Consider the following 13,427-nt stretch of genomic DNA (forward strand, 5'->3'; position numbering starts at 1 on the left):
CACATGGGATGTCTCAAATGCCGCGTGGTTTGTTTTTTGCGAAAACGCTTCTACTCATCAGTGGCCTGCTGTCCAACGTTTCAATACTGGCTTCAGACGCCGAAACAATAGCGTCAGAGTCGACGTCTATCACCGCCACCAACACTAATGTGGTGGGTGATTTGAACACCGACGCAAACAACGTGGTTCCTATTGAAACAGTTCATGGGTTATCGCTTTACGATAGCCCCGAGCTGCCAGCTGACTTCCCCTACTTCCCTCACGTAAACCCACAGGCCCCCAAAGGCGGCACCATTACCCATACCGCCGTGGGGAGCAGCTTTGACTCGACCAATCCGTTTATTATTCGCGGCACGCCAGTTACCGGCATTTCACAAATTTATGACACCCTTATGGCCAGCAACCCCAATGAGCCCTTTAGCCTCTACGGCTTGCTGGCCGAAGGCGTGCGCCTTGACCCTGACAGGGAGTGGATTGAGTTCGACCTGCGCCCTGAAGCGCGTTTTCAAGACGGGGAACCTGTCACGGCCTACGATGTAGTGTTCTCGCTTAACCTGCTCCGCGAAGAGGGAAATCCGTTTTACACCAGTTACTACGCGGGAGTGGAAGAAGCCATCGCCCTCAATGAGCATCAGGTACGGTTCACCTTCAACGACACTCAATCCCGAGAGCTGCCGTTAATCGTCGCCCAGTTACCCATACTCCCCCGCCACTACTGGGAGCCCCGCGAATTCACCTCCCCCACCCTTGCGGCACACCCAGGCTCCGGGCCCTATCGCATTAGCGAAGTAGACCCAGGTAGGCGAATTGTTTATCAGCGCGATGAAGATTATTGGGGTAAAGATTTGCCGGTCAACGTTGGCCGATACAATATTGATCGCATCATTTACGACTACTACCGTGACCGCGATATTGCCTGGGAAGCTTTTAAAGCGGGACTGACGGACTTCCGTACCGATGCACGCGCCGCCACCTGGGCGATTGGCTATAATTTTCCAGCCTATGAAGAGGGCTTGGTTAAGCGGCTAACAGTGCCTGATGTTAACCCCTCCATGATGCAGGCGTTTGTCTTCAACCTGCGTAAAGAGAAATTTCAGGATCCGAGGGTGCGGGAAGCACTGAGCCTGACCTTTGATTTTCCGTGGCTCAACACCAATATTTTTTACGGCACTTACCAGCGCACCAAGAGTTTTTTCCAAAACTCTGAAATGGAAGCCACCGGCTTACCCTCTGAAGAAGAACTGGCACTATTGGAGCCTTTTCACGAAGCGTTAATAGCCTCTCACGGCTCTGACCGTCTCTTTACCGAGCCGCTGCCCATTGAGCAGCCCACTGATTTGCGCGAGAGGCTGCGCAAAGCGCTCGACCTGCTACGTGAGGCAGGTTATCGCGTAGAGGACGGCGTGCTAGTCAATCAGGAGACTGGACGGCCGTTAAGCCTCGAAGTATTGCTCTATGACTCAGGCCTTGAACGGGTCGTTCAACCCATGCTTCGCAACATGGCCCGCTTGGGGGTGCAGACATCGCTGCGTATCGTTGATATTAATCAATATTTAAACCGGCAGCGCAATTACGACTATGACATAGTGATCAGCCATTTCCCGCAGTCGAACAATCCGGGCAATGAGCAGCGCGACTTCTGGACCAGTGCCGCCGCCGAAGCACCGCAAAGCCGTAACCGGATGGCGCTGGCACATCCGGCGGTCGATGCACTGGTGGAGGAGATCATTAGTGCTGAGGGCCGTGAAGAGTTGGAGACCGCCACGCGCGCGTTGGATCGGGTGCTGCGCTGGGGGTTCTATGTGATTCCCCACTACCACTCTGGGGAGACCCGTATCGCCATTTGGGATAAGTTTGGTTACCCCGAACCCTTCCCCAAATACGCCATGGATCTGGATGCGTGGTGGGTAGACACTGACCGTGAAGCAGAACTGCAGCGCCGCCAGCGCGGCCGTTAACTTTGGCCCGATTACAACTTCTTAAATGCAACGGCTTGTCCTCAACGGTTTCATCGTCATAAACCTCGGAGTGCTCTGTGGCCCGTTATACCCTACGCCGACTGCTGCTAATGATTCCGACCCTTTTCGGGATCATGCTACTCAATTTTATTATTGTTCAGGCGGCGCCGGGTGGGCCAATTGATCAGATGCTGGCGCGTTTTGAAGGCGCCGACGCCATGGCCAGCACTCGCTTGGATATGGGGGGCGCCGATGTCCAGGTCAGCGATGACTCCCGGGGAGCCCGAGGTATTGACCCACGCTTTATCGAGCAGCTGGAGCAGCAGTTTGGTTTTGACAAACCCGCCCACGAACGCTTTATCGGCATGATGGCGGATTACCTCACCCTCGATTTTGGCACCAGTTTCTTCCGCGACCGCCCGGTCACAGAGCTGATGATCGAGCGGCTGCCGGTTTCCATATCACTGGGGCTCTGGACGACACTGCTGGTCTATTTAATCTCTATCCCGTTAGGCATTAAAAAAGCGCTACGCCACGGCTCCCGGTTTGACGTCTGGTCGTCGGGGTTAGTGATTGTCGGCTATGCCATTCCGGGCTTCCTGTTTGCCATCCTGCTCATTGTCCTGTTTGCCGGGGGCACCTACTGGGACTTATTCCCTTTACGCGGTTTGACCTCACCCGACTTCGACCAGCTTTCAGCCTGGGGCAAGGTCAAAGACTACTTCTGGCATATCACACTGCCGGTTATCGCCGCCTCGATTGGCAGCTTTGCCACGCTGACGATGCTAACCAAAAACAGCTTTCTCGATGAGATTCACAAGCAGTATGTAATTACCGCCCGCGCCAAGGGGGCCGACGAGCGGCGCGTGCTTTACGGCCATGTGTTTCGCAATGCCATGCTGATTATTATCGCGGGCCTACCCGCCGCCATGATCGGTATTTTCTTCACCGGCGCGCTGCTTATCGAAGTGATCTTCTCCCTGGATGGGCTGGGCCTGCTCGGTTTCGAAGCGGTCATGCAGCGGGATTACCCGGTGATTTTCGGCACCCTATTCCTGTATACCGTGATCGGCTTAATCCTCAAGCTGATTTCCGATTTGACCTACGTGTGGGTAGACCCGCGTATCGATTTTTCGACTCGGGAGTCGTGATAATGGCCTCTTTATCATCACGGTTATCGCCTATCACTCGCCGTCGACTGTCCGCTTTTAAAGCCAATCGCCGTGCCCGGGTGTCACTTTGGTTATTTGCCACGCTGTTTATTCTTAGCCTGTTTGCCGAGCTAATTGCCAACGACAAACCGATCATCATGCAGTACGACGGCCAGTGGTACTTTCCCATGCTGGTGGACTACCCAGAAACCGAGTTTGACGGCTTTCTACCGACCCGAACGGACTATCTGGATCCCTTTGTTCAGCAACAAATTGATGATCATGGCTGGGCGCTATGGCCCATTATTCCGTTTTCATATCAGACCCTGGACATGAATATGACCCGCCCTTCTCCGGCCCCGCCGGATAGCCGCCACTGGCTGGGCACCGATGACCAAGGGCGGGATGTGAGCGCACGGGTGATTTATGGCTTTCGACTCTCGGTAGCCTTTGCACTGGCACTCACCGCAGGATCACTAGTCGTCGGTGTGGTAGTGGGCGGTGTGCAGGGCTACTTTGGCGGCAAAATTGATTTGATCGGTCAGCGATTCACTGAAATTTGGTCCGGCTTACCGGTGCTATTCCTGCTGATTATTTTAGCCAGCTTTGTTCAGCCGGGATTTTGGTGGCTGCTGGGGATTATGCTGCTCTTTTCGTGGCTGGGCCTGGTCGATATCGTGCGTGCCGAGTTCCTGCGTGCACGCAATTTGGAGTATGTGCGCGCGGCCAAAGCCATGGGCTTGCCGTCACGTTTAATCATGTGGCGTCACGTGCTACCCAATGCCATGGTCGCCACGCTGACGTTTATTCCGTTTCTGTTTACCGGCGCCATTGGCACCTTGACCGCTCTGGATTTTCTCGGCTTCGGCCTGCCGCCGGGTGCTCCCTCGCTGGGTGAGCTTGCTGCCCAAGGCAAAAATAATCTACACGCCCCTTGGCTGGGCATCACGGCGTTTATGACCTTGGCGATCATGCTGTCACTGCTGGTATTTATCGGCGAGGGCTTGCGCGACGCCTTTGATCCCCGCCACGTACAACAGCGCCAAGCAGGCCCAGCTCAGGAGACTCAGCATGCCTAATCCCCTGCTGCGCATTGAACACCTTGATGTCACTTTTGATAGCACCCCGGTGGTTCACTCACTCTCACTCACCCTCCATGCAGGTGAAACCCTGGCCATTGTCGGTGAGTCCGGCTCGGGTAAATCGGTATCGGCGCTGGGCATGGTGAATTTGCTGCCCAGTAATGCCAGCGTTCAAGGCGAACGCTGGCTAGGTGATACCAATCTGGCCACTTTAACGGAAACTGAGTGGAACACGGTGCGTGGCAATCGCGTCGGTTTTATCTTCCAGGAGCCGATGACCTCGCTCAACCCCCTGCATCGGGTGGGCAAGCAGATTGGTGAGGCCTTGCGGCTGCATCAAGGACTGCGGGGCCAGGCGGCCCGGGAACGCTGCAAAGAACTGTTGGAACAAGTGAAACTACCGCGCCCGGACGAATTGTTGGATGCCTGGCCCCACCAGCTCTCGGGTGGGCAGCGCCAGCGGGTGATGATTGCCATGGCGATTGCCAACAATCCCTCACTGCTGATTGCCGATGAGCCCACCACCGCGCTGGACGTCACGGTACAGCAGGAGATTCTCGCCCTGCTGCGTGAACTACGCGATCATCATGGCATGGGCATGCTGTTTATCAGCCACGACTTAAACCTGGTGCGCCGCCATGCCGATCGCATTTGCGTGATGTACCAGGGGCGCATTCAGGAAATCGGCCCGGTGGAGCAGGTCTTTCAGCACCCTCAAAGCGATTACACTAAAGCGCTACTGGCCGCTGAGCCGGAAGGTAGGCCCCAAGCTATAGAGCATACAGCGCCGCTACTGACCGCTCGTCAATTAAGCGTGAGCTTTAGGCGCCCTAAGACCGGCTTATTTAAGCGCCAGCCCCCTGCTTTTGTGGCGGTGCATCCAATAGATTTTCAAATCGCGCCAGGGGAAACCCTGGGCATTGTCGGTGAATCCGGCTCAGGTAAAACCACGCTGGCGTCAGCGGTCATGCGGCTGGTCACTAGCCAAGGCGATGTTACCCTTGGCAAGGATAAACTAAGCGCCCTAACCGGCGATGCGTTACGCCGCCACCGCCATCGCCTGCAAATGGTGTTTCAAGACCCCTATGGCGCGCTTTCACCGCGTATGCCAGTGTTTGATATCGTCAGCGAGGGGCTGCGCTTTCACTACCCCCATCTCACCACTGAAGAAGTCACCCAGCGGGTTAATCAAACGCTGCACGAGGTAGGTTTGCCCGAGAGCTGTGCCGCGCGCTACCCCCACGAGTTCTCCGGCGGTCAGCGCCAGCGCATTGCCGTGGCAAGAGCGATTATCTTAGAACCGGAACTATTGGTGCTGGATGAGCCAACCTCGGCGTTAGACCGTACCGTGCAGAAGCAGCTAGTCGCCCTGTTGCGCGATTTGCAGGCACGCCGTCAGCTAAGTTATTTATTCATAAGCCATGACTTAGCCGTTGTGCGTGCCATGGCACACCGTATTATGGTGCTCAAGGATGGCGAAGTGGTCGAACAAGGCCCCTGCCTAGAGGTGCTGTCAGCGCCACAGCACGCTTACACTCAAGCGTTGATTGCCGCTGCACACCTGACCCACTAGCTCTGATTGACTAACTTTATCAAGCCACGATACTGGCCATTGCTGGCTGCAGAATCAAAGATAACGGTATAAAACTACAGATAAAATAAAGCCGCTTACCCTTTTGGGAAGCGGCTAATGGAAACCTTAAACAAGGGCTGCTCAGAAAAGCGCGATTTCCTCGGCGGTTAATTCGCGCCACTCGCCGGGCGCCAGGTTGGCATCCAGAGCTAAGTCACCGATAGAGCTGCGGTGCAGTGAGTTCACGTGATTGCCCAAGGCGGCAAACATACGCTTCACTTGGTGATAGCGCCCTTCGGTAATGGTGAGTTCTGCCTGGGTGGGCGAAAGCAGCCTGAGTGTTGCGGGCTGTGTCGGGGTCTCCTCTCCATCCAGCATCAGGCCATCGGCGACTTGACCAATCGCCCACTCCGCCGTCGCACCTTCCATCGGTTCCGCTAGCTCAGCGATATACACCTTGGCGCAGCGATGGCGCGGTGATGTGACACGGTGCGACCACTGGCCATCATCGGTTAATAGCAGCAGTCCCGTGGTATCCACATCTAACCGCCCTACCGGCTGTAATCGATCAGCTTTGGGTAGATCAACCAGGTCGATTGCTCTTTGATAGAGCCCGCGACGGGCGTTGCATTCAACGTCAACGGGCTTGTGCAGCATAATGTAGCGCAACCCTACCAGCGCCAACCGCTCGCCGTTGAGTACCACTACATCGTTATCGGTATCGATTTGGGTTGCCGACTGTTTGATCGGCTCACCGTTTAGGGTCACTTCGCCATTTTTGAGTGCCCGCTTAGCCAGACTACGGGTTAATGGCGTGGTTTCACTCAAAAAGCGATCAAGGCGCATCATTAACCCACTCCTGGCAGCAGTTGAAAATGGTCGGCATCTTGCCAGGCAGGAAATTTTTCACGAAAAGCATCAAGGGCAGTTTTATCCAGCGTGACCGTCTCTATAAACGGGGTATGGGCAGGTTTATCAATTAACGCTTCACCTTTGAAGTCGACCAACAGGGAGTCGCCGCTGTAGGCAAGCCCTTTGGCATCTTCTCCAACGCGATTAACGCCAATCACATAGCTTAAGTTCTCTACCGCACGGGCTTGTAGCAGCGTACGCCATGGATGACGACGCGGTGCTGGCCAGTTGGCGATACACAGCAGCGCATCATACTCGAAATGCTCCCCTTCTGCTGGTTGCTGACGCATCCACACCGGAAAACGCAGGTCGTAGCAAACGCTCAGCAGCAGCTTAAAGCCATTGAGCTCTACCACTTTACGCTCACTGCCCATACCGTAGCGCTCATGCTCACCGGCCATACGGAATAGGTGACGCTTATCGTAGTGGGTTAACACCCCCTCCGGCGTTGCCCAAATCAAGCGGTTATAAAACTCACCGTCCTCTTCGATCGCCACGCTGCCGGTCATCACGCAGTTGCGCGCCTTCGCCTGGGCCTGTAGCCAGGCAACGCTTTGACTTTCCGCCATCGGCTGGGCCATTTCGCGGGAATTCATGGTAAAGCCAGTGGCAAACATCTCAGGCAATACAATAAGATCCGTGTCGCGGCTATCCAGCTCGCCCAGCAACTTCTCAAGATGAGCGTGGTTGGCCTGGGGATCTTCCCAGCGCAGATCACACTGCACTAGCGTGTTCCTAAGTTGACTCACTTAACACCTCCAATTCGTCAGTCTCAAGACAACGTTTATGCTAGATTAGCATCTTTAAATAATGAGGCTGCTATGCTTCCTACTCCAACACGCGATCCAGATGCCGTCAAAGGCGTTATGTATGGGCTAACCGCCTACACCATGTGGGGCTGCTTTCCGCTATTTTTTGCCCTGTTTGACGGCATTCCCGCCTTTGAAATATTGATTCACCGTATCATTTGGGCGTGTCTATTTCTGGTCGGCTTGATTACCCTTCTGCGCCGCTGGCCGCCCGTTGTCACCGCATTGGGGGAACCCAAGCGGCTTGGTCGGGTGTTGGCCTGTGCGCTATTGATTGCGTTTAACTGGGGTATCTATATTTATGCAGTGGAGTCTAAGCAGGTACTGCAGGCAAGTTTGGGCTACTTCTTAACGCCGCTAGTGAATGTCGCCCTGGGCATGCTGGTACTGCGGGAAGTGATGGCAAAGTTGCAGTTGGTCGCCTTGGGGCTGGCCAGCGTGGCCATTGCCATCCAGTTTGTGATGCTGGGTGAACTGCCTTGGATTAGCCTGATTCTGGCGTTAAGCTTCGGCAGTTATGGCCTGTTTCGTAAGCAGGTGCCGCTGGACGGCTTATCAGGACTGTTTGTAGAAACCCTGTTGCTATTTCCCCTCGCCCTGATCGCCTTGACATGGTTAAGCTGGAACGGCAGCTCGCATTTTCTACAAGATACGTCATCGACTGGCCTGCTGATCGCCAGTGGGGCTTTGACCGCGCTGCCGTTAATGGCCTTTGCCGGCGCGGCACGCCGGTTGCGTTTGGCAACCCTGGGCTTTTTGATGTACATCAACCCCAGCATTCAGTTTCTGATTGCCTTAACCGTGTTCGGCGAGCCCCTGGGCATTATCCAGTTGGCCACTTTTGTGCTTATTTGGATCGGGCTCGCGCTCTACTCCTGGTCGGCGTGGCAATCACGCCCGCGCTACGCTACGGCTGGTTAGTGCAAGCGGTGGTACTGGGGCGGCCTCTGACTGCACCGCAGGGGGAGTCGCTATATCACGCTCAGGTTGGTAGCCAACCCGGAATCCGCCCCAGTGCTTACCCTGCACATACACCGGCACAGAGAGGTCGTGCATGATTTCGCCGGTATCGCGCTTGTAGGTTTGCAGCAGCAGCGGCTTTTCATGAGCTCCACAGCGGCTGCCCGTCGGGTCATCGAAAATGCGCTTGTTGCGGCAGAACTTTAAATCGTGCGCGTAGTTACCGGTTGGTGCAAGACTGACCGCTTTGTTATGGGTCGGCACATAGCCTTTACGGTCACAGGCAATGGCATAGCTTAAGCTTAGCTGCGTGAGCAAAGGCTCTTGCAAATCGGGCAGGTACCTATCAGTGAAACTATCAAAGCCGGTTTTATATTGCGGCGGCTGGGTACCCGGAATCTGTTCATAATGGGGCTGGAACAGGTGGGTGTCTGAAAGCTCCCCGCTGGCAATCGCTTTTTCCAGCAGCTTACCCAACTTATCGGCGGTTAATCGTGCAGCGTGGAATACCTGCTGGTGTCGACCCTCCAAATGCTGTTGAGCCAGTTCACCATCGACCCCTTCGGCAGCCTCCATCAATGCTCGGGCCTGCTCGGCCAAATCATGCATATTACGATTGCCTTCATCGACATCATCTTCCAACTGGCTCAGGCTGTCCGCCACGGTTTGACTATGTTGGCGAGTGTTTTCCATCGCATCGGCAACACGGGTAATTTCCCTCTGCACTTGGTCGAATTCTTGAGTCATCGTACCCAGACTGTTGCCGACCACTTGCAGCCCCTTGGAGCGCTTGCTGATACGGGTCATTAACTGGCCCATAGTGGCGACGACCGACTGGCCGCTCTGATGCATATCCTTAACCAGCTCATCGACACTTTGCGTTGCGGTAGAGGTCTTGAGTGCCAGATTGCGCACTTCACCGGCGACGACTGCAAACCCTCGCCCGTGTTCACCCGCTCGGGCCGCTTCAATTGACGCATTGAGCGACAGCAGATGGGTTTGTTCGGCGATATCCTCAATCATGGAGGTAACGTTACGTACACGCTCAATTTTATCGTTCAGCGCGGTCAGCATTTCCAGCGCTTGGTTTGAGCGGTCGGCAACATCGCTCATGTCCTGAATAATATCGTCCAGTTCGGCATGGTTGTGATGACTGGCCTCCCGGGCGCTCTCTGCCAGCGCTGCCACTTGGCTGGCGCTGGCACTCACCTGCATAATGGCTGCATTAATGGCCGTCATGCTCGATGAAGCTTCACGGGCCATGGTTTCTTGCTTTGAGAGACGCTGATCCATCAGGTCGGCATAGTGCGACACTTCTGCCGAAGCAATCGCGGTGCTGCTAGCGCGGTTCATTAAGCGGTAGGCCATGGCGCGCAGTGAACGGTAATCACGCAGCGGCTTAAAGCCAAGCCGATGCAGCTCCAGGCGACGTTGGTCGGCTCGGTAGATGCCTTCCAGCACGCTGAGTAGCATAGCGCCACCGCCTAGCGCGGCGAACACAAGCGCCAGATACCGCCATAGCCCTCCTTGCATGGCAAGCCCTATCGACAGCACTACAAACAGCACCGGAACACACAATCGCAGTAAGCGCATGAGCTGTACTCTTTTATTGATGTTATTGAGTATCGAAAATATTACTTCTGGGGGCTTAACCCCCTTTGCGACTAAGCTTAGCGTGTAACGCTTATGAAAGAAGTAGCACTTTGGGGGAAGGAAGTAGCACTTTTGAAGGAGACAGAAAGCCTATAAGCGCTTGGTCATCATTGGGTTACCGCAGTGAAAATGAATATAAGCACTGCAATAAAATGGAATATCCCTTACTCTCTTGGTTCTGCCACTTCTACAACACCCGGACCCCATGCTAAAGCGCTACTTGCCGATCCTGACATGGCTCCCCCACTACCATAAACGCCTATTGGGGGCCGACCTTTTGGCGGGTTTGATCGTCACCGTGATGGTCATTCCCCAATCGCTGGCCTATGCGTTGCTAGCCGGGTTACCTGCGGTGGTGGGTCTCTACGCCAGCATCCTGCCTCAACTGATCTATACCCTGTTTGGCACCAGCAAAACCCTCGCCGTCGGGCCGGTGGCAATCATCGCGCTGATGACCGGTGCCGCGCTCTCCTCAGTAGCAGCCGCGGGTACGGAGACCTACTTACAGGCAGCGCTGATCCTGTCACTGCTTTCCGGTGGCATGCTGGTCGTGATGGGGCTGCTGAAAATGGGCTTTTTCAGCAACTTTTTAAGCCACCCGGTTATCTCCGGCTTCTTAACGGCGTCGGGTATTTTGATTGCGGCCAGCCAGCTTGGCAGCTTACTGGGAGTTGAGAGCAGTGGCTTTACCCTGGTGGAACGTCTTATCACCCTGGTACCAAACTTAACCACCTTTAACTTACCCACCCTACTGATTGGCAGTGGAACCCTGCTGTTTTTGATTGCCATGCGGCGCCACGGTAAAGCCGCCCTGCTCACGCTGGGCCTGCCACGCACTCTGGCGGACTTGATCGCCAAAGCGGGGCCAGTCTTTGCGGTCGTGATTACCACCCTGGTGACCTGGCATTGGCAGTTGGCCGATAAAGGCGTCTCCGTGGTAGGGCAAATTCCCGGTGGTTTACCCTCGTTAAGCTTTCCTTGGGCAGACTACTCGCTATGGCGGGCACTGCTAATCCCAGCGCTGCTGATTAGCCTGGTCGGCTTTGTGGAGTCGGTCTCCATGGGCCAGATGTTGGCCGCCAAACGGCGCCAGCGCATCTCCCCCAATCAGGAGTTAATAGGCCTGGGCGCCAGCAATTTAGCCGCCGGGTTTTCCAGCGGCATGCCGGTAACCGGTGGGTTGTCCCGCACCGTTATTAACTACGATGCAGGGGCGCAAACACCTGCCGCCGGTGCCTTTGCAGCACTAGGTATTGCGCTGGTCACCCTGTCATTTACCGGCTGGCTCTACTATCTGCCCATCGCGACCCTGGCCGCAACAATCACCGTTTCGATTTTGACGCTGGTAGACATTCCCATGCTGCGCCAAACCTGGCGCTACTCTCGCAGCGATTTTGCCGCCATGGCGGTGACGATTCTACTCACGCTGTGCGAGGGCGTTGAAGCCGGCATCATCAGCGGTGTGACACTTTCTATTGCGCTATTTTTGTACCGTACCAGCCGTCCGCATAGCGCCTTGGTAGGTCGTGTGCCCGGTACCGAACATTTTAGAAACACTACCCGCCACGATGTCGAAACGGTCAATACCGTTGCCCTCTTGCGCATCGATGAGAGCCTCTACTTTGCCAATGCGCGCTATTTGGAAGACACCGTTTATAACCTGGTGGCGAGCCAACCCGAGCTTGAGCACGTTGTGCTGATCTGTTCGGCGGTCAACCTGATCGATGCCTCTGCGCTAGAGAGCCTTGATGCTATCAATGCGCGTTTAAAAGACTCCGATGTAAAACTGCATTTATCCGAGGTAAAAGGCCCGGTAATGGATCAGCTTAAGAAGAGTGACTTTCTGGATGCGCTTACCGGGCGGGTGTTTTTAAGCACCTACGCCGCTTGGCGTGAATTTTCTTAACTGCATTGCTCTCGCTACTGCTCTGAAAAACCAGGCTTTTGCCTGGTTTTTTTATGCCTGTTGTATACCAACGGGCACCGCTGCTGACAACAGCATTGACAGCCACCCAGCGGCTTCTCTACTATCAGCCGACCACTTAGCAAAACCAAGTACCGCATAGCAAAACACTATGTAGCAAAACGTAACTAAAACCTTAAGCACAACCACAATAAAGGAGCATCCCAATGCATCCATTTGCTCACCGCCTACTCATCGCCGCCTTACCTTTATCGCTACTCGGCGCAGCAGTCAGCCACGCCAGTGACATTGAACTCCCCGGCACCATGGCCTGGACGGCCTACGGCACTAACTCAAGCGGCTATGCCCAAGCCGTCGCCATCGGCAATATGCTGCAGAACAAATACGATTCATCAGTGCGTATCCTGCCGGGGGACAACGATGTTTCACGGATGACGCCGCTTAAGCAGGGCCGCGTTGACCTTTGCGCCTGCGGGATCGCCAGCTACTACGGCGCTGAAGGGGTAATGATGTTTGCCGACCGTGACTGGGGTCCTCAGCCACTACGCGTCATTACCACTTCCACTGCCTCTTTTGGTCTTTCCCTTGCGGTTGCGGGCGACCTGGACGTTGAAACGCCCGCTGACTTGGCGGGCAAACGCATCGCCTATATCCGTGGCGACGATGCGCTCAATAAAGGCACAGAGGCGTACCTCGCCTTTGGCGGTTTAACCTGGGATGACGTAGAGCGGGTTGATTACCCCGGCTACGGCCGCTCGTTCGACGGCATTATCGCTGGCGATGTGGATGCCTCCTTTACCACAACGGTCACCCCGCCCGCCCAGCAGTTGGCCAGTAGCCCTCGCGGCATTAGCTGGCCGGTGCTAGACCCCAACGACGACGAAGGCTGGGAGCGTATGGCTGCGGTGGCGCCCTACTTCCGTCCTCACGAAGTCACTTCCGGGGCAGGCGGCATCAGCGCCGAAAACCCGGTGCCTAGCGCTAGCTACCCTTACCCTATTGTTGTCGCCAACCAAGACCTGGACGACAACGTGGCTTATGGCCTGATCAAGGCCATGCAGGAAAACTTTGATGACTATAAAGACAACGCTCCAGGCGCACTTGGCTATGCACTAGAGCAACAAGATCTTCAATGGGTAGTGCCGTTCCACGATGCGGTCGTGGAGTACTACAAAGAAATCGATGTATGGACTGATGAAATGCAGGCTCATCAGGACAAGCTCGTTGAACGCCAGAACGTGCTTTTAACCGCCTGGGAAAGCTTTATGCAGGACGCACCCAGTGAAGATGAGGCATTTACTACCGGCTGGATGGAAGCCCGTGCCACCGCGCTGAGCGATGCCGGTTTCGAACCGATCTTCGAGTGATACACCACGGGGCGGCACTTGCCGCCCCCTGCTGATTG

10 protein-coding genes are annotated in these 13,427 nt (G+C 55.4%); 7 read left to right on the plus strand and 3 right to left on the minus strand.

Annotation, left to right across the window (positions count from 1 at the left end; all coding sequences use genetic code 11):
* Positions 1 to 17: 17 nt before the first annotated feature.
* The 4 genes from LMS44_RS11865 to LMS44_RS11880 all read left to right on the plus strand — a co-directional run bounded on the left by LMS44_RS11865 (position 18) and on the right by LMS44_RS11880 (position 5,764).
* Positions 18 to 1,958, plus strand: a complete 1,941-nt coding sequence (locus LMS44_RS11865) for an extracellular solute-binding protein (RefSeq protein ID WP_278370545.1) — start codon at positions 18 to 20, stop codon at positions 1,956 to 1,958.
* Between the two features lie 77 nt (positions 1,959 to 2,035).
* Positions 2,036 to 3,109 (plus strand): microcin C ABC transporter permease YejB, encoded by a 1,074-nt coding sequence (locus LMS44_RS11870; protein ID WP_007114307.1) that lies wholly within the window; start codon positions 2,036 to 2,038, stop codon positions 3,107 to 3,109.
* A gap of 2 nt (positions 3,110 to 3,111) precedes the next feature.
* Positions 3,112 to 4,188, plus strand: a complete 1,077-nt coding sequence (locus LMS44_RS11875; RefSeq protein ID WP_278370544.1) for an ABC transporter permease — start codon at positions 3,112 to 3,114, stop codon at positions 4,186 to 4,188.
* Positions 4,181 to 5,764, plus strand: coding sequence for an ABC transporter ATP-binding protein (locus LMS44_RS11880; RefSeq protein ID WP_278370543.1), 1,584 nt, complete (start codon positions 4,181 to 4,183; stop codon positions 5,762 to 5,764). Before LMS44_RS11875 ends, LMS44_RS11880 begins: the two co-directional genes overlap by 8 nt.
* Positions 5,765 to 5,905: 141 nt before the next feature.
* Here the strand turns inward: LMS44_RS11880 and LMS44_RS11885 are convergent, their stop codons facing one another.
* Together LMS44_RS11885 and LMS44_RS11890 are read right to left on the minus strand one after the other, a co-directional pair.
* Entirely contained in the window at positions 5,906 to 6,610 is a 705-nt protein-coding gene (locus LMS44_RS11885) for a pseudouridine synthase (protein ID WP_278370554.1), read from the minus strand.
* Between the two features lie 2 nt (positions 6,611 to 6,612).
* Complete coding sequence (locus LMS44_RS11890; protein ID WP_278370542.1) at positions 6,613 to 7,425, minus strand: amidohydrolase; 813 nt, start codon at positions 7,423 to 7,425, stop codon at positions 6,613 to 6,615.
* 72 nt (positions 7,426 to 7,497) lie between these two features.
* Between LMS44_RS11890 and rarD the strand changes: the two genes are divergently transcribed.
* Positions 7,498 to 8,406, plus strand: a complete 909-nt coding sequence (rarD, locus tag LMS44_RS11895; RefSeq protein WP_278370541.1) for an EamA family transporter RarD — start codon at positions 7,498 to 7,500, stop codon at positions 8,404 to 8,406.
* On the opposite strand, the gene LMS44_RS11900 is transcribed toward rarD, so the two are convergent.
* On the minus strand, positions 8,377 to 10,038 hold the full coding sequence (locus LMS44_RS11900; RefSeq protein ID WP_414123682.1) for a methyl-accepting chemotaxis protein: 1,662 nt from the start codon (positions 10,036 to 10,038) through the stop codon (positions 8,377 to 8,379). The two genes, rarD and LMS44_RS11900, sit on opposite strands and share 30 nt — an antisense overlap.
* Before the next feature lie 265 nt (positions 10,039 to 10,303).
* On the opposite strand from LMS44_RS11900, the gene LMS44_RS11905 reads away from it, so the two are divergent.
* Both LMS44_RS11905 and LMS44_RS11910 read left to right on the plus strand, forming a co-directional pair.
* Positions 10,304 to 12,004 carry a SulP family inorganic anion transporter gene (locus tag LMS44_RS11905; RefSeq protein ID WP_138801552.1) on the plus strand — a complete coding sequence of 567 codons (1,701 nt, stop codon included), beginning with the start codon at positions 10,304 to 10,306 and terminating at the stop codon, positions 12,002 to 12,004.
* Positions 12,005 to 12,228: 224 nt separating this feature from the next.
* Complete coding sequence (locus LMS44_RS11910; protein WP_138801551.1) at positions 12,229 to 13,389, plus strand: TAXI family TRAP transporter solute-binding subunit; 1,161 nt, start codon at positions 12,229 to 12,231, stop codon at positions 13,387 to 13,389.
* Positions 13,390 to 13,427 lie beyond the last annotated feature (38 nt).

Source organism: Halomonas profundus (assembly GCF_020865425.1).
In the GTDB taxonomy this organism is placed as follows: Bacteria; Pseudomonadota; Gammaproteobacteria; order Pseudomonadales; family Halomonadaceae; genus Vreelandella; species Vreelandella titanicae.

Coding starts and splice junctions, on each gene's coding strand:
- LMS44_RS11865 (WP_278370545.1), top strand. CDS start 18: ATGCCGCGTGGTTTGTTTTTTGCGAAAACGCTTCTACTCATCAGTGGC.
- LMS44_RS11875 (WP_278370544.1), top strand. CDS start 3,112: ATGGCCTCTTTATCATCACGGTTATCGCCTATCACTCGCCGTCGACTG.
- LMS44_RS11880 (WP_278370543.1), top strand. CDS start 4,181: ATGCCTAATCCCCTGCTGCGCATTGAACACCTTGATGTCACTTTTGAT.
- LMS44_RS11885 (WP_278370554.1), bottom strand. CDS start 6,610: ATGCGCCTTGATCGCTTTTTGAGTGAAACCACGCCATTAACCCGTAGT.
- rarD (WP_278370541.1), top strand. CDS start 7,498: ATGCTTCCTACTCCAACACGCGATCCAGATGCCGTCAAAGGCGTTATG.
- LMS44_RS11900 (WP_414123682.1), bottom strand. CDS start 10,038: ATGCGCTTACTGCGATTGTGTGTTCCGGTGCTGTTTGTAGTGCTGTCG.
- LMS44_RS11905 (WP_138801552.1), top strand. CDS start 10,304: ATGCTAAAGCGCTACTTGCCGATCCTGACATGGCTCCCCCACTACCAT.
- LMS44_RS11910 (WP_138801551.1), top strand. CDS start 12,229: ATGCATCCATTTGCTCACCGCCTACTCATCGCCGCCTTACCTTTATCG.